16 protein-coding genes are annotated in these 16,530 nt (G+C 64.0%); 6 read left to right on the forward strand and 10 right to left on the reverse strand.

From position 1 onward, the window contains the following. The first annotated feature begins 122 nt into the window (after window positions 1-122). Window positions 123-2,423, forward strand: a complete 2,301-nt coding sequence (locus GGD66_RS06690; RefSeq protein ID WP_210321498.1) for an arylsulfatase — start codon at window positions 123-125, stop codon at window positions 2,421-2,423. A gap of 103 nt (window positions 2,424-2,526) precedes the next feature. Here GGD66_RS06690 and GGD66_RS06695 read toward each other — a convergent pair whose 3' ends face one another. From GGD66_RS06695 to fliL, 5 genes are all read right to left on the reverse strand, one after another. Next, window positions 2,527-3,543 (reverse strand): transporter, encoded by a 1,017-nt coding sequence (locus GGD66_RS06695; protein ID WP_246788780.1) that lies wholly within the window; start codon window positions 3,541-3,543, stop codon window positions 2,527-2,529. Between the two features lie 345 nt (window positions 3,544-3,888). Then, on the reverse strand, window positions 3,889-4,653 hold the full coding sequence (locus GGD66_RS06700; RefSeq protein WP_183230112.1) for a MotE family protein: 765 nt from the start codon (window positions 4,651-4,653) through the stop codon (window positions 3,889-3,891). Window positions 4,654-4,663: 10 nt separating this feature from the next. Beyond that, window positions 4,664-5,101: a DUF6468 domain-containing protein gene (locus GGD66_RS06705; RefSeq protein ID WP_092262721.1), complete on the reverse strand. Its 438-nt coding sequence runs from the start codon at window positions 5,099-5,101 to the stop codon at window positions 4,664-4,666. Then, window positions 5,098-6,300, reverse strand: a complete 1,203-nt coding sequence (gene fliM, locus GGD66_RS06710) for a flagellar motor switch protein FliM (RefSeq protein ID WP_018321852.1) — start codon at window positions 6,298-6,300, stop codon at window positions 5,098-5,100. The genes GGD66_RS06705 and fliM overlap by 4 nt, the downstream gene beginning before the upstream one ends. 30 nt (window positions 6,301-6,330) lie before the next feature. Next, window positions 6,331-6,831: a flagellar basal body-associated protein FliL gene (gene fliL, locus GGD66_RS06715; protein WP_018321851.1), complete on the reverse strand. Its 501-nt coding sequence runs from the start codon at window positions 6,829-6,831 to the stop codon at window positions 6,331-6,333. A gap of 377 nt (window positions 6,832-7,208) precedes the next feature. Here fliL and flgF point away from each other — a divergent pair, with 377 nt between their 5' ends. From flgF to flgH, 4 genes are read left to right on the forward strand one after another with little or no spacing between them, the layout of a single operon-like run. Further along, complete coding sequence (gene flgF / locus GGD66_RS06720; protein ID WP_183230114.1) at window positions 7,209-7,973, forward strand: flagellar basal-body rod protein FlgF; 765 nt, start codon at window positions 7,209-7,211, stop codon at window positions 7,971-7,973. Window positions 7,974-7,989: 16 nt separating this feature from the next. Continuing rightward, window positions 7,990-8,778, forward strand: a complete 789-nt coding sequence (gene flgG, locus GGD66_RS06725; protein ID WP_152102700.1) for a flagellar basal-body rod protein FlgG — start codon at window positions 7,990-7,992, stop codon at window positions 8,776-8,778. Window positions 8,779-8,788: 10 nt separating this feature from the next. Further along, window positions 8,789-9,925: a flagellar basal body P-ring formation chaperone FlgA gene (gene flgA, locus GGD66_RS06730; RefSeq protein ID WP_183230116.1), complete on the forward strand. Its 1,137-nt coding sequence runs from the start codon at window positions 8,789-8,791 to the stop codon at window positions 9,923-9,925. A 9-nt stretch (window positions 9,926-9,934) separates the two neighbouring features. Next, window positions 9,935-10,696, forward strand: a complete 762-nt coding sequence (gene flgH / locus GGD66_RS06735; RefSeq protein ID WP_018321847.1) for a flagellar basal body L-ring protein FlgH — start codon at window positions 9,935-9,937, stop codon at window positions 10,694-10,696. Window positions 10,697-10,828: 132 nt separating this feature from the next. Here flgH and GGD66_RS06740 read toward each other — a convergent pair whose 3' ends face one another. The 5 genes from GGD66_RS06740 to GGD66_RS06760 all read right to left on the reverse strand — a co-directional run bounded on the left by GGD66_RS06740 (window position 10,829) and on the right by GGD66_RS06760 (window position 15,971). Beyond that, a complete protein-coding gene (locus GGD66_RS06740; protein ID WP_183257188.1) occupies window positions 10,829-11,995 on the reverse strand; it encodes a PcfJ domain-containing protein in 1,167 nt (388 codons plus the stop codon). 506 nt (window positions 11,996-12,501) lie between these two features. Beyond that, entirely contained in the window at window positions 12,502-13,281 is a 780-nt protein-coding gene (locus GGD66_RS06745; RefSeq protein WP_179737824.1) for a 2-keto-4-pentenoate hydratase, read from the reverse strand. 434 nt (window positions 13,282-13,715) lie between these two features. After that, the gene (locus tag GGD66_RS06750; RefSeq protein WP_183257189.1) at window positions 13,716-14,516 is read right to left on the reverse strand and encodes a phytanoyl-CoA dioxygenase family protein; all 801 of its coding nucleotides are present in this window, start codon (window positions 14,514-14,516) and stop codon (window positions 13,716-13,718) included. Window positions 14,517-14,777: 261 nt separating this feature from the next. Continuing rightward, complete coding sequence (gene dksA, locus GGD66_RS06755) at window positions 14,778-15,143, reverse strand: RNA polymerase-binding protein DksA (protein WP_008554760.1); 366 nt, start codon at window positions 15,141-15,143, stop codon at window positions 14,778-14,780. Between the two features lie 216 nt (window positions 15,144-15,359). Next, a complete protein-coding gene (locus tag GGD66_RS06760) occupies window positions 15,360-15,971 on the reverse strand; it encodes an NAD(P)-dependent oxidoreductase (RefSeq protein WP_183238605.1) in 612 nt (203 codons plus the stop codon). Between the two features lie 149 nt (window positions 15,972-16,120). Here GGD66_RS06760 and GGD66_RS06765 point away from each other — a divergent pair, with 149 nt between their 5' ends. Then, entirely contained in the window at window positions 16,121-16,492 is a 372-nt protein-coding gene (locus GGD66_RS06765; protein WP_018321842.1) for a helix-turn-helix domain-containing protein, read from the forward strand. The last annotated feature ends 38 nt before the right edge of the window (window positions 16,493-16,530 follow it).

Genomic DNA, 16,530 nt, shown 5'->3' on the forward strand with positions numbered 1-16,530 from the left:
GTGCGGCAGCCGCACTTCCAAGGTCGCCAACGACTGTCTCGACGGCGGCCGCGCAGGGTACGACGACCACAGGCGTCGGCGTGGGTGGCCCGCCACCCCTCAAGAAACCTTTCAAGGGCACCATGAAGCTCGATATTCGCGAGTCGAAGCCGGACTGGGATCCGTTCATACCGGCGCGGGCTCCTGAAGGCTCTCCCAACATCCTGGTCGTCCTTTACGACGACACGGGCCTCGCCAGCTGGTCGCCGTTCGGCGGACGCATCAGCATGCCGACGCTGCAGAAGCTTGCAGACAATGGCCTCATGTATTCGCAGTGGCATACGACGGCGCTTTGTTCACCGACGCGCTCTACATTCCTGACCGGGCGTAATCATCATCTCAACGGATGTTCGACAATCACCGAAACTGCACAGGGCTTCCCTGGTGCCAACGGCCGCATTCCCGATGCCTGCGCAACCATCGGCCAGGTTCTGCAGGACGCCGGCTGGAGCACGATGTGGATCGGCAAGAACCATAACGTTCCGGAAAACGATGTCGCGCCGGGCGCCACGCGCTCGCAATGGCCGTTGAACAAGGGTTTCGACCGCTATTACGGCTTCCTCGGCGGCGAGACCAACCAGTGGTACCCCGATCTCGTCGAGGACAACAGGTTCATTGATCCGCCCTACACGCCAGAGGAAGGCTATCACCTCTCGAAGGACCTCGCCGACCAGGCGTTGCAGATGATCCGTGACCAGAAGGCGAGCAATCCTTCGAAGCCGTGGTTCATGTGGTTCTGCCCCGGTGCGAACCACGCCCCGCACCATGCCCCCAAGGAGTACATCGCCAAGTACAAGGGCAAGTTCGACGACGGCTATGAAGCCTATCGCGAATGGGTGCTGCCGCGGATGATTGAAAAGGGCCTGTTGCCCAAGGACACCAAGCTCACGCCGATTAATCCGATGCCCAAGGAAATTGCCGAGCCCAATGACGCGGTGCGGCCGTGGGCGACGCTGAATGCGGACGAGAAGAAATTGTTCTCGCACATGGCCGAGGTCTGGGCCGGCTTCTCGGAATACACCGATGCCCAGGTTGGCCGCATCATCGATTACCTGGAGCAGAGCAAGCAGCTCGAGAACACCATCGTGTTCTATTGCGCCGACAACGGCACTTCGGGCGAAGGCAGCCCCAGCGGCTCGGTCAACGAGAACAAGCTGTTCAACAACTACCCCGATGAATTGTCGGAGAACATGAAGTATCTCGACGTTCTCGGCAGCCCGGAAACCTACAATCACTTCCCGACCGGTTGGGCCGTGGCGTTCTCGACGCCCTTCCAGATGTTCAAGCGCTATTCCCAGTTCGCCGGCGGCACGTGCTGTCCGCTGGTCATCTCATGGCCGAAGGGCATCAAGGCGAGAGGCGAGGTGCGCAACCAGTACCATCACTCCACCGACATTGTGCCGACCATCCTCGATTGCTGCGGGCTGGAGATGCCCAAGGTCTATCGTGGTGTCGAGCAGTACCCGTTGTCGGGCGTCTCCATGCGCTACACGTTCGATAGTCAGGACGCGCCGACGCAGAAGAAGCGGCAGTACTACGCCATGTTCGGCACGCGAGGGATCTGGGAAGACGGCTGGAAGGCCTCCGCCCTGCACGTGACCTACTATGGTCATGGAAAGTTCGACCAGGACCAGTGGGAGCTCTTCCACGTCGACGCCGACCGCTCTGAATCGACGGATCTGTCCAAGCAGAACCCGGACAAGCTCCAGGCGCTGATCAAGGTGTGGTTCGATGAGGCGAACAGGAACTACGTGCTCCCGCTGGACGACCGGAGCCCTGCGGAAATCCTGGGAGCGGAGCGGCCGAGCGAAGAGAAGCCTCGTACGCGGTATGTCTACTATCCCGGAACATCGGCCGTTCCAGAAGGCGTCGCGGTCAGCATCCGCGGCCGATCGTACAAGATCATCGCCGACGTCGACATCACCGATGCAAATGCGTCGGGCGTGATCTTCGCGCACGGCTCGCGCTTCGGCGGCCACACCTTGTTCATCAAGGACAGGAAGCTGCACTACGTCTACAACTTCCTCGGCATCAAGCCGGAACAGAAGCTAGTCTCCGAGGAGCTCACGCCAGGCAAGCATACGCTCGGCATGGAGTTCATCCGCGAAAAGGCCGGTCCAAAAGGCGAATCGATCGGCAAGACGACGCTCTACGTGAACGACAAGGCGGTCGCGCAAGACGACATGCGCGTGCAGTCCGGCAAGTTCACGCTGTCGGGTGATGGACTCTGCATCGGGCGCGACAGCGGCGATGCGGTGAGCCAGGAATACAAGACGCCCGGTACGTTCACGGGAGGCACGATCCTAGGGGTCGCGGTGGATGTGAGCCCCGAGGTCTACCTGGATCTGGAAAAGGAAGCTGCGCGGGCGCTGAAGCGCGCCTGACCGAGCGCGTTCGGAAGCAGACGCCGGGTGGCCGACCGCCCGGCGGCTGTTGTCAGCTCGGTTGCCTCCGAGAGATCAGCCATCTTTGCGATGGCAGTCGGGATTAAGGCGCCTTCACATGCCTGGGCCCGCGCGGCGTCACAGGCTGTGGGGTCGCCGGCGCGAAGCTCAGTGTCATCATTACCGTGCTGGATTTGGCACGGTTCTCGGTGAAGACATCCCAATAGCCGCGCAAGTTCAGATAGCCCTGATATCCTTGGCCGGCAGCAAACATAAATCCGATCTGCGGGCCGACGCCGACCGCGCTACCCTTGAAGTCGCCGAGCCTTGCACCCGCGCCGCTGTCGCCGGTGAGCTGCTGATAGGCATAGCCGACGAAGCCGGCGTGGACGGACTTGCCGATAAATTGCGACATACCCCAGTCGAGATGGAAATCGATGCCGTTCTGATATTGCAGCGCGGAGTTGATCGCGTTGTAGGTAAATCCCCCGACCACGGAGAATTCGCGCCCGGTCTCCGGATTGAGATAGGTGTAGCCTGCGCCGGCATCTACGGCGACGTGGCCAGCGCTCAGATTGGCAAGACGGGTCGAGTCATAGGTGCCGCTCGGGATATTGCCCATGAGGTAGACCATGTAATTGTCGACGCCATGATTCCATTTCAGGGTGCCGAGATAGTAGACGTCTGCCCATGTGGTTCGGCTGTCGTTGACCGCGCCCGAAATCTGGTTACCGAACGGCCCCGTCAGCGTGGCATTCACGCCGACCCCGACATGTCCGGGCACGCCGAGCGCTGCGAGCGTGAGCTGTCCGCCCAGCACTGGCGTTTCGAATGTATAGGCCGGCATGAATGCGACGGCATCGGCTCGCGCATACAGGCCGGTGACAACGGATGCATTCTGTTGCAGCTGCTTCCCCGAGCCGGCCACGAGCTCGTAGTGGAGATAGATGTTGGTCATGCTCCAGCCGGGCTGGCCGGGCACGGCTGCGAGACTGCCCATCATGCCCGGCAACCAAAAACCTACCCCGGCGAGGTCGGCACGACCAGTAGCCGGCGTCAGCACGGTAGCGGCCAATATCGCAGCGCCTGCTGCCTGCCGAGAGATTTCGTTCCTCATCATGCAACCCCTCACTTGGAGCTAGTCGAGGCAGTTTAGGAGAATGACAGTCCGTTACCTTGCCAGTTTTGTGGCTGTGGATGCGGCAGCATTGTCTTTCTGCCGGCGTGACAAAATCATCACGCATTATGACCGACGCAGGGCATTGGAACTGGCGCCGAATGAGTCTTCGATTTTAGCGATAGAATTCAAGCGAAGGGCATCTTCGCCCGGCGCGTTGCCTGTAGGCGTCATTTTCGACGTGAGTTTGTTGGTCGGTCGCCGTCCGGTTCTGCCCAAACGCGTCGAACCCGGGTCAGGAGCGTTGCGTGTGACGTCCGGATCGAAAGCGCGCTTCGCCTCGCGCCCTCAATTCGGCTTTTGCGTCGGCTTGCCGTCGATCTTGGGCAGCTCGCCGGCCGAGGCCGACTGATCGCCGCCGCCATTGGCACGGCGGGCCATCTCGACCGTCAGCTTCTCGGCGGCCTCCGGCGACATCAGTCCCATGATGTCCGACATCTTTCGCGGCGCGATCGCCGAGGCGATCTCGATCAGCACGCCCATCTCGAGCCGGTCGAACACCCGTGCGGCGTCCTTGGGCTTCATGCCCTCATACATGGTCACGAGGCCCTTCATGCGCTGGGCTTCGGCGGCCTTCTGCTCGGCCTGCGTCGCGGAGATGCGGGTTTCCACCGCCTTCATCTCCTCGACCTTGCCTTCGATGCGCTTCTCGGCTGATTTGAGCAGGCTCTCGCGAATGTCGATCTCGCGCTGGCGGGCCTCGATCTCCTGGCGGCGCGCCTGCAACCGCTCGAGGATCGCGCGCTCGGAGGCCGAGACCTGCGGCTGGGCTTCGTCGACCTTGACCACGGTGCCTTCCGGCTTGGTCTCCGGCGCGGCGGGCTTGGGCGCCTCCTTCGGCGCGCCATGGGTCGAGCCGGTGATGATTTCCGGCTCCTCGCGGCCGGTCGGGAAGTTCAGATTCTCCTGCGCCCAGGATTTCTTGGCCTGGTTCGGCTTGTAGTCGAACACATAGCCGCCATTGATCACGAGGCCCGCCACCTTCAGCGTGGCGAGGCCTGCGACGGCAACCAGGACGACCGGGATGACGCGGATGTTACGAAAGGACTTCATACCCCTGACTTCATGCGGCAAGGCCGTTGGATCGTCGGCGCTCGGAGAAGGCTTCGGCCGCAGCCGCCACCGCCTTCGCCGTCGACGGCTTGGCTGCGGGCGCAGCGACCGTTTCCGGAGGGCGCGCCGCGATCGCGATCTTGGACAGCCGCCGCACCACGTTGTCGGCCTCGCCGAGCTGCTTGTAGAGCTGGTCCGACATCTGCGTCGCCGCGGCGAGCTGGCTGCCAAGGTTCTCGTTGACGTCGCGCACCGCCAGCTTCAGCCCGCCGATCGCGCGCTCGGCGATCTCGGTCGCGGTGATCAGCTCGCCGATCACCGCCTTCAGCGAGTGCTCGTCGGCCTTCAGCCGCGTCAGCCGCTTGTTGAGCATGACGCAATAAACGATCGTCAGCATCAGCAGGATAGCCACCAGCGTCTCGATCGCCATTCCCAGGGAGTGGTTCATGGGGCCTCCATCATCTTGTTCTGCTCGTCCACCTTCTCGAACATCGCAAGTGTCGTACTTGGCTTGCGCAAGGGTTTCGTCACGCGGATGGCGACGCGGTCGCCGACCCGGCCCATCCGCCCCTCGGTCAGCGTGACGTCGCCGCAGCGCACGGTGACGTTGGCGTCGGCGCGCATGTCCAGCGGCAGGGTGTCGCCCACCTTGAGCCGCATCAGCTGCTTGAGCGGGATGTCGGCCTCGTAGAGCACCGCATCGACGGCGATCTCGGCCTGCACGATCTCGGTGGCGAAATGGCCTTCCCAGACCGGGTCGCGGCCGAACTTTTCGCCCATGAACATCTGGAGCAGGACGCCCCGGATCGGCTCGATCGTGGCATAGGGCAGCAGCAGCTCGATGTTGCCGCCCCGGTCTTCCATGTCGATGCGCAGGCGCACCAGGATCGCGGCATTGGCGGGACGGCTGATCGCGGCGAAACGCGGGTTGGTCTCGAGCCGGTCGATCGTGAAGGTCACCGGCGACAGCGGCCGGAACGCCTGCTCGGCGTCGGCCAGCACCACCTCGACCAGCCGCTTGACCAGCTCGGTCTCGATCGTGGTGTAGGGCCGGCCCTCGATGCGGAGCTGGCTGGTGCCGCGGCGGCCGCCGAGCAGCACGTCGATCATCGAATAGATCAGGTTGGAATCGACCGTCGCCATGCCGAAGTTTTCCCACTCCTCGGCCTTGAAGACGGTGAGGACGGCGGGCAGCGGGATCGAGTTCATGTAGTCGCCGAAGCGCACCGAGGTGATGCGGTCGAGCGAGACTTCGACGTTGTCGGAGGTGAAATTGCGCAAGGATGTCGTCATCAGCCGCACCAGGCGGTCGAAGACGATTTCGAGCATCGGCAGACGCTCGTAGGAGACCATCGCCGAATCGATGATCGCGCGGATGCCGGAATGGTCGTCGAGGGTGACGTCGCCAACGGTGAAGCCGAGGAGATTGTCGATCTCCTCCTGCGACAGCACACGCTCGCCGGAATTCTTGCCGCTGCCGAGATCGCGGCTGCCGTCCTCGACCATGGCCGCCCATTGCAGGGCCATGGTCTCCGACAGCTCGTTCTCGGCCGCAGCCTTCGCGGCCTCGGCGGGATCCTCGGAATCGAGCGACGCCTCCCACTGGGCGGCAATCGCATCCTGGTCCATTTGCTCGTTGCCGGCCATGACGCTAGCCCATCACCTTCCGCAGCGTCCTCACTGGATCACGACTTCCTTGAACAGCACCGCGCTGACCTGGACCGGAGCGACCGCCGCGTTGACGCGCTTGGTCAGCTCCTCCTTGAGGCGGAAGATGCCGGCGGAACCGTTGAGGTCGGAGGGCCGCAGCTCGCGCACATAGGTCTGGAAGATGTCGGTGACGCGCGGCATCGTCGGCTTGATCGCCTCGATCTGCTTTTCTTCCTTCAGCTCCAGCACGATCTTCAGCCGCAGATATTGCACGCGCTCGCCGGGCGCACCGGCGAGGTTGACCATGATGTCGGGGACGTCGACGAAGGACGGCGGCTTCGGCGGAGGCGCGGCCTCGGCATGATGCTCGTCGTCGCCGTGCCGGAAGAAGAAGAACCAGGTCGCAGCACCGCCGCCGAGAACGGCGAGCAGCCCCACGGCCATGATGATGAGCTTGAGCTTGTTCTTCGGCGGAGCGGCTTCCGCGCCTTCGGCAGCTGCGCCGCCTTCCGCTTCATTCTCTGCCATGGTCGCCGCGCCCGGATCTCTCAAAGGGGTCGAAAGAGCGAAGCCTTAAGACAAGGACGCGATACAAATGCCCCGGCGCAATGCGCTCCTCTTCATGGCAAACGCTACGGTAATAATGGTTAACGGAATCTTTCAATTGGGCCTCCACTAGGAAAAATCTGCCGGGCAGACATGGCTAACAGAACCTTTCTGCCGCCCTCCTGCGCCCCTTCGAAATCAGCAAGCCACTGAAATTACGAAGTTTTCCAGGTTGGCACGGCTTTCGCTGAGAAAGGGCCGAGACCCGACGGTTTGGGAGAACCCGACGGTCTCGTTCACGGGGTCCGCCAAGGCGCTTGGGAGAGCGAAATGGCAGATCCGCTCAGGGGAGATTTCCGATGCAGAACGCGCTTCTGATCGGCTTGTCACGGCAGATGACGTTGGAACGGCAGATGGATGTCATCGCCAACAACGTCGCCAATGCCAACACCAACGGCTTCAAGGCCGACCATTCGCTGTTCGAGGAGTACCTCAACTCGAACGCGCGTGAGGACAATTTCATCGGCGCGGACCGCCGTGTCTCCTATGTGCAGGACCGCGGCACCTATCGCGACATCGGCCAGGGGCCGATGGAGCCGACCAACAACCCGCTCGACATGGCGATCGACGGCAACGCCTATTTCGCGGTGCAGGCCAATGGCGGCGAGCTGTTCACCCGCGACGGCAAGTTCTCGCTCAACTCGACTGGCCAGCTCGTCACCCCCGACGGCAATCTGGTGCTCGGCACCGGCGGCCCGATCACCTTCCAGCCGACCGATCACGACATCAACGTCGCGCCCGACGGCACCATCACGGTGCTCGAGGGCACCGCCAAGACCGACTCGATCCGCGGCAAGATCCGCATGGCCTCGTTCGACGATCCGACCAAGCTGACCAAGCTCGGCGCCAATCTCTATTCGGCCGGCTCCGCCACCCTGCAGCCCGACGCCAAATCCAGCAGCGTGCGCCAGGGCTATGTCGAGAAGTCGAACGTGAATTCGGTCGGCGAGATGACCCGCATGGTCGAAGTCATGCGCAGCTACACCGCCATCGCCAATCTGCTCCAGCAGCAGAGCGACCTCCACAAATCGGCGATCGAGAAGCTCGCCGACGTTCCGGCCTGATTGAGGGAGAACTGACATGCAGGCGCTTCACACCGCAGCGACCGGAATGGCGGCACAGGAACTCAACGTTCAGGTGATCTCCAACAACATCGCCAACCTGCGCACCACCGGCTTCAAGAAGCAGACCGCGGCGTTCCAGGACCTGATCTACGAGCACGTCCGCCGCGTCGGCGCGCAGGCCTCGGACCAGGGCACCATCCTGCCCGTCGGCGTCGACATCGGCGGCGGCGTCAAGACCGTCGGCACGCCGCGCAGCATGACGCAGGGCACGCTGTCGCAGACCGGCAACGATCTCGACCTCGCGATGTCCGGCGAGGGCTTCTTCAAGATCCTGATGCCCGACGGCACCTACCAGTACACCCGCGACGGCACCTTCCAGATGGACAATCAGGGCCGCGTCGTCACCGCCCAGGGCAACCCGGTGCAGCCGAGCATCACGATCCCGCAAAACGCCTCCGGCATCAGCGTGAGCGAGCAGGGCCAGGTCTCGGTGACGCTGCCGGGCTCGTCGACTTCTACGATCGTCGGCCAGATCGGCGTGACCCGCTTCATCAACAAGGCGGGCCTGCAGCCGGTCGGCAGCAACCAGTTCACCGAGACCCCGTCGTCCGGCCCGCCGCAGGACGGCACCGCGAACTCCGAGGGCTACGGCAAGATCACCCAGGGCAGCCTCGAGCAGGCCAATGTCGACGTCGTCTCGGAGATGAGCGACCTGATCGCCGCCCAGCGCGCCTACGAGATGAACGCCAAGGTGATCAGCGCCGCCGACCAAATGATGCAATCGACCACGGCGCTGTTCCGCTGAGGCAATGACGATGATCCGCACCACCCTCGCCACCATCTCCGCCCTGCTCGCGCTGGCCCTGCCGGCAGCGGCCGCGGACGACTTCATCGCCTCGCCGACGCTGCGCGCGAGCGTCACCGTGACCTCGGACGTGGTGCGGGTCGGCGATCTCATCGACAATGCCGGTTCGGCCGCGCTGATCCCGGTCTACCGCTCGCCCGATCTCGGCACCACCGGCACGTTGACGGTCGCGCAAGTGCTGTCGGTGCTCCGCGCAAAACAGGTGATCGGCGTGATGACCGGCGACCTCAAGGAGGTCCAGGTCACCCGCCTTGCCCGCACGCTGGCGAACAAGGATCTCGAAACCGCCGTCGCCTCGGCGCTCGAGCGCCGCTTCGGCCTCGGGGACGCCGCCAACATCACCGTCACCTTCGACCGCGGCGTCGCCGAGATGCGGCTGGATGCCTCCAACTCCGGCGCGCTGCAGCCGGTCGCAACCCGCTACGACGCCCGCAGCGGCCGGTTCGACATCGCCTTCGAGATTGCCAACGACAGCAATCCGGCCGCGACCAAGCTGCGCTTCACCGGGACCGCGATCGAGACGGTGGAAGTGGCCGTGCTGACGCGCGACATCGAGCGTCTCGATCTCCTGAAGTCCTCCGACGTCACGCTGGAACGCCGGCCGAAAGCCGAGGTCACCGGCGAGCCCGCCTCGCGCGACCGCAGCATCGGCATGCAGCTGCGCCGGCCGATGCGCGCGGGCACCCCGCTCCGTGCCGCCGACATCGTCAAGCCCGACTTCGTGGTGCGCGATCAGAACGTCACCATCATCTACCAGGTGCCCGGCCTCTATCTCACCTCGCGCGGCAAGGCGATCGAGAGCGGCGCCGAGGGCGACACCGTCAGCGTGCTCAATGTGCAATCCAAGCGGACGCTGACCGGCGTCGTCACCGGCCGCGGCCAGGTGACGATCCAGGGCGCGAGCCAGTCGGCACCGATGGCGCCCGCGGTCGAGCAGACTTCCTCGCTCAAGCGCGATGAGGCGCCCGCCCCTGCGGCTGCGGCAGCAGCCCTCGCCCGGAGCCTGATCGAAGCGCCGGCGTCGCCGGCCCAGATCGCACAAGCCCAGATCCCGCAAGCTCGCGTCTCGCAAGCTCAAGCCAAGTAAGAGTTCGTCATGTCCGCTTTCAGTTCGGCTTACCGTCTTCGTCGCATCGCGATCTCTGCGCTGCTGCTGGCCAGTTGCGCGCTGGGCGGCTGCTCCTCGATCGACCGCCTGTCGCAGATCGGCGAGCAGCCGAAATTGTCCGCGATCGACAATCCGACGGCGCAGCCGGGCTACAAGCCGGTGCAGATGCCGATGCCGAAGCCGGAAGTCGCCTCCTACAATCCGAACTCGCTGTGGCGCAACGGCAGCCGCGCCTTCTTCAAGGACCAGCGCGCCCGCCAGGTCGGCGACCTCCTCACGGTGACCGTCAACTTCACCGACAAGGCCAACATCGCCAACGAGACCCAGCGCAGCCGCACCAACTCGGAAAACTCTCAGGTCACCGACTTCCTCGGCGCGAAGACGATCACGCAGGCCAACAAGATCCTGCCCGGCAGCCTCCTGACCGCCGGCTCCACCGCCTCCAGCGACGGCAAGGGCTCGGTCAACCGCACGGAAGCCTTGCAGACCAACGTCGCCGCGGTCGTCACCCAGGTGCTGCCGAACGGCAACCTCGTGGTCGAGGGCAAGCAGGAGATCCGTGTCAATTACGAGATCCGCGAGCTCGTGGTCGCCGGCATCGTCCGCCCCGAAGACATCCAGAGCGACAACACCATCGATTCCAGCAAGATCGCGCAGGCCCGCATCGCCTATGGCGGCCGCGGCCAGATCACGGACGTGCAGCAGCCGCGCTACGGCCAGCAGGTCATGGACGTGCTGCTGCCCTTCTAACCTCTTCAAGAGCTCCCACATCGTGTTTGCGAACCTAGGCGCGAACGACGATGTACGACGCGGCCCTCGCTAGCTCCCCTGGCGAGGGCCGCATGTATTTTGCCTGCGCCGCGAAAGCGGCGCAGGCAACTCTCACAGCAGCATGATCCCGCGTGCTTGCGCCCACCGCTCCAGGATCTTGCTCTCCTCCGCGAGCGGCGGACGGTTTGCAAACCCGCGAACTTGAACCGCCCGGGAACGGGAATCCAGCTCGATGGTCAGCAGCCGCTGGACGTCGCCCGAGGCACGGCGACGGAGCGACCAGATCGACGCCTGCCCGGCAATGCACTTTGTCGCGTAAGTGGCGACGCAGTGGCGCATACCCCGCGTCTCGGCCACGAGATCGGCTGCGGTCCGCAACTGGACCACAACATACTCTTCACGCTTGGCCCGGTCCTTGGACGACTTGGTCCATGACCAGTCCGCGATCGCTGCACCGAGCCAACGGTCCTCGATCTGCTCGGGGCTTGCTGCCAGCCCACGCGCACGGTTTCGCGCAGCCTCGGCGCGACGGCGTGCGGCCTCGATACGAGCGATCGCATCGAGATCGCGATGCCATTCGCGCATCTGCCGACCAAGCGAGATCAGTGAACGCCCCTTGAGGGTGTACTCCGGATCACGCCGGTGGCAATCGGCGAGGTAATCGTGGAAGTCATCCATGTCCTCGACCGTGGTGGGATGCGCGCAGAAGAAGCGCACCACCTCGCGCCAGAAGCGATTCTGAGCGCGCGGCGTCTGCGTGATCCTGGTGCGTGCGATCCGCATCGCAATGGCGGGATCGTTCGCATAGGATCGCGCGATCGCCTGCCAGATCGCAGCCTCGAAGCCAACGCTCCCCAACGGATTGAGGAACGCATGGACCTCCTTGCGAGACAGCCATTCGGCCGCACCGGCATTGTAGAGCGAACCGCCGCCGGCCGCCGCGATATACCAGCGCTTGCGCAAATGAATCTCGCCGGCGCCCAGTCCCGCGCCGTCGATCCAGATCTGCTCCAGATGTTCTGCGACAGGATAGCGCGCGAAGAGATAGCGAGCCGCGGCAAGACGAAGACGCGCGGCATCGCGAGTCTTCATCCGCGGCTTCCAGGCCTTGGCATCGCGCACGATGTCGGCCTCGAAGCCACGCCTGGCCTCGTAGATCGCGGTCTCGAAATCCGGTGGAGGACGCGTCCGCTGCGACACATGCCGCAGCGACAGCTCGTAGGCTTCAACCCGCGCGCGCTCGGCCTCCCGCCGGCGCTGAATCAATGAATGTGCCATTGTCGTTCAACATGATTGGATGACTGTCAGCCGGACGCAGTGAGAGCGTCGGCACGGAGCGTGTCGATCGCCACAGACTGTTCACGGCTGGTCTCCTCATTGTTGAACGCGCAGGTTGAATGGGACGGGGCTCATAGACCCGATCGCCGGCGGGCGCAAGATGTCTCTGTCGGATGGAGACAGAAACTGCACATCACGAGAGAGGCTCGCGACATTTTGGCAACGCTGTCGCCGCACGCGGTCTTTGCCAGCGGCTCCTCCGCCGAAGCTCAAAGAGCGAAGGCGGAAGCGAAGCAATCCAGAATTGCTCCGCCAAGGGGTTCTGGATTGCTTCGCTTTGCTCGCAATGACGTGGATGAGGGTACAGCATTCAAGCCAGCCCTCTGTCATCGTCCGCGAAGGTGGACGATCCAGTACTCCGAGATATTCGTGATTGTACTGGTGCAGCGCGGCGTACTGGATTCCCCGCCTTCGCGGGGAATGACTGCGGGGACTACCGGTGCCCCTCAGGTAAACTTCACGTCCACCGCTCCCAGCCCGTCCAGTTCCATCCGCACCTTGTCGCCGGCCTTCAGCCACAGCGTCTTGACCAGGCTGCCCGTCAGCACGAGCTGTCCCGCGTGAAGACCCTTGCCCTCGGCGGCGAGATGGTTGGCGAGCCAGGCGAGCGCGTTGTGGGGATGGCCGAGCACGTCGGCGCCGGTACCGTGGCTGACCTCCTCGCCGTTGAGGATGGCGCGGCCCTTGACCGCCTTCAGGTCCGGCACCGACGAGCGCGGAACCGCCGGCGCCAGCACGCAGCCGGCCGCGAAGAAGTCGTCGGCGATCAGCGTCGGGGCGCCCATCGCCTCCCACTTCACGTAGCGGTCATCGACGATCTCGATGGCGGGATGATAGGCCTCGACCGCCTCGCCGACCCATTCGGCCGTGAACGGCGCCTCGCCGGCGGCAAGGTCGCGCTTCAGCCGCACCGCAATCTCGCATTCGACCCCGACCCGGACATAGTTGGAGGCGGCGAGCTTGGCGCCGGTGTCGTGCACGCCCTTTTGGAACACGCCGCCGCCGCAGGGATGCGGGATGCCGATATAGTCCTGCATCACCTGGCTGGTGCAGCCGATCTTGTAGCCGACCAGCGGCCCGAGATGCGGCAGCAGCAGATCGTGCACCGCACGCTGGACCTGGTAGCCCTCGGCCTCATCAATGGGGGGACGCTCCAGCGCCGCGAGCGGCGCATGATTGCGACGCGCCAGCGCGATCGCCTTTGCGGCTTCGAGAATCTTATCCATCGGCGCCGCCTCCCACGCTACGCAACATTGCGGCTCAGTTCAGCATCCCCGTCCGCGCCTGACAAGCGCTGGTCGGCGCTCAGCCGGGCCGAATACGGGGGGGCTCCCGCCGCTTAAGGAAATATTGAGCTGGTCCGGTCTTTATGGAGCCACGCGCCAGGCCCACCCGCCCCGCGCGGAACGAGACGCTGATTGCAGCGATGCGTGAAGCCGCTGCGCCGCCGTCTCAAGATGCCGGTCGATCTCCTTGATGCGACTCGCAAAACTTCCCGCACCTGAAGTGAAGGCTTTTTCTCATGCGAACTCACGTGAGCATGCAGGATTCGACTCTAGCCCATTGATCGAGATTCATTTTTCGCGATTCCGCATCGGACGACAGCGGCGCTGTGGCGCAGGAACCCGCCACAACGCCGCGTGCAATGCCATCGCTTCCGTCAAATGCGTCCAAGCGCGAGGCGGATAGCCACCTCGACCGGCGAGTAGTCGCCCTCGCTCCGCTCCAGCCGGTACGGTTCGGCGAGATGCAGCGGTGGTTGCGCCAGGAAGCGCGGTCGCGTTCCCCGATGCTTCTGCGCGGCATGAACCAGGAAGGGATGACAGAGATAGACCGTGCCGGCCGCACCGGTCGCGAGCGCCACCGGACAATCGGCCCCCATCTGCTCCAGCATCATGTGCGCCCGCCCCGCATCGCCGGCTGGCGCCAGGTAGCGCGCCATCGGCAAATGCGAGCCGACCCGGATCCGCGTCGGCGCATCGTCGTCACCGACATCGGAGAACAGGAACAGCAGCAGCAGCGCCCGCCCCCGCGAGGTGATGTTGACGCGCCAGGCCGAGAAATCCTGCGTCTCGTTCGCGTTGCTGGCCTCGCCGGGAAAGCTGAGATCGACATGCCAGCCGTCGTCGCCCGGATCGTCCGGGTGCGGAAAACGCACCAGAAAGGTGCCGATGTCGCGTCGCGGCCGCCACCGCCCCTGCCCGACGATCTGGTCGAAGGCGGCATGGAGCACGGCGGTGTTGATGGCATCCCGGAACGGCGGGCCGCCATAATAGGGCAGCCGCACCACGGGCCGGGTCCAGCTCGCTGGGTCGTGCTCGCTGCATGGCAGATCGCGCCAGATGATGGCGCGGGCGGCCTCGGCGAGCTCACTTGCGAAAGCATTGTCGATCCGGACAAAGCCGTCGCGGATGAATTGGGCTATTTGCGCGTCGTCCAACGCGCGTGGATTGGCAGTCATGATGATCTCTCAATTGCTCGCCAGCCCTCATCGTCCGCTCGCTGCGGAACCGGCTGGCTCAATCGGTTGGGAAACCGCAAGTCGAACTCGCGGGACGCAATGCCTCCGCGACGGAGGCGCCTGCGCTCAGCCCAGGAAGAAGACCGATGCGATGTTGAGAGTGCAAATCATCATGACGGCGCGAATCTACGCGCCGTACCAGCGGCGTTCAAGCGACGCCGTGAGCCAAAAACAAAAGAGCCGCACGCGGCGGCTCGGGCTCTATTCGTCGCGATAGACCTTCTCGCGCTTCTCGTGGCGCTCCTGCGCCTCCACCGAGAGCGTCGCGATGGGCCGGGCCTCGAGCCGCTTCAACGAGATCGGCTCGCCGGTGTCCTCGCAATAGCCGTAGGTGTTGTCCTCGATACGCTGGAGCGCGGCGTCGATCTTGGCGATCAGCTTGCGCTGGCGGTCGCGGGCACGGAGCTCGATGGCACGGTCGGTTTCGGACGATGCCCGATCGGCGAGATCGGGGTGGTTCACGTTCTCCTCCTGCAGGGCTTGCAGGGTGAGCTTGGACTCTTTGAGGATCTCATCCTTCCAGGCGAGGAGCTTCAAACGGAAGTACTCCTTCTGCCGGTCGTTCATGAAAGGCTCTTTTTCGGTCGGTCGGTAGTTTTTCAACTTTTCCAAGGGCGGCCTATCTGTCTAATCAACGACTCGCAACGGAAACAGGGTCCGTTGAGCCGGGCCTTATATAGTGGCCTCCTGTGACAGACAATATTTCCCTGAAGCCCCGGCTGGCGCCCCCCAAGCCCTTGCACAGGAAGGTTTATCCTGGAGGGCCCGGGGACCGCCGAAAGCCTAGTAACCGACCGTGAAACGCTGCCGCAGATGGGCTGGCCGCTCGATCTCATCGGCGAGCGCAATGGCGTAGTCGGCGAAGGTGATCCAGCTTTTTCCGTTCGCATCTGCGAGAAGCTGATCGGTGCCGAGGCGGAACTTGGCCGTGCGTTCCCCTTCGACGAACAGGGCCGACGGCGAAATGAAGGTCCAGTTCAGATCCTTTTCCTGCCGCAGCAGGTCGAGGAAGGCCGAGCCTGCCTCCGCTTCCGCCTTATATTGGGCCGGGAAATTGGGAGTCGTGACTAGTTTCACGCCCGGCGCGACCTCGAGGCTGCCGGCGCCGCCGACGACGAGGTAACGACCAACCCCGGCGTCCTTCGCCGCACCGATCAACTTCCGCGCGTCGCTGGCCAGGAAGTGCACGGAACTCACGGCGACGTCGTGCCCAGCCCACAGCTTGGCAAGACCCGCCTGGTCGAGCACGTCCCCCTTGGTCGGCGTGACGTTCGGCAGGGCCGCGATCTTCTCGGGGTTCCGGGCGATGGCCGTGACGGCATGGCCGCGGCGGGACAGTTCCTTGGTGATCTCCGACCCGGCCCGACCCGAGGCGCCGGCAACTGCGATTTTCATGGAAGGCTCCTTTGCTTCTATGGTAACTAGAAGTGACTAGATATCGCAAAGAATGCTGGTGTTAAGAGGGCACTTTGTGCTTACCTGATTACGCAAGGGTAACCGCCACGCGTGGAGCAAGCGACGAACATGGATTCCGAGGACCGACGATGAAACCCGACGTCTATGCAGCGAACTGCCCCACGCGCCAGATCCTTGATCGCATCGGCGACAAATGGGCGGTGCTGATCCTGCTGCTGCTGCGCGAGGAGCCGATGCGCTTCAATCATTTGCGCCGCACGATCGAAGGCATTTCGCAGAAGATGCTGAGCCAGGTTCTCAAATCGCTCGAACGCGACGGGCTGATCAAGCGCCATGCCATCGCGACCGTGCCGGTCACGGTGGAATATTCGATCACGCAACTCGGGCTGACGCTCGCCGGCGCAGTCGATCCGCTGCGCGATTGGGCCGAGCAGAATCTGAAAGACGTTCTCGCCGCCCAGCGCCGCTACGACGCGCAGCAGAAGGAGGAAGCGGCGTAAGGGGTGCGGCGAAGATGCAATAGCAGTCCCGTCATCCT

The sequence above is a fragment of the Bradyrhizobium sp. CIR48 genome (assembly GCF_014198315.1).
Lineage (GTDB): Bacteria > Pseudomonadota > Alphaproteobacteria > Rhizobiales > Xanthobacteraceae > Bradyrhizobium.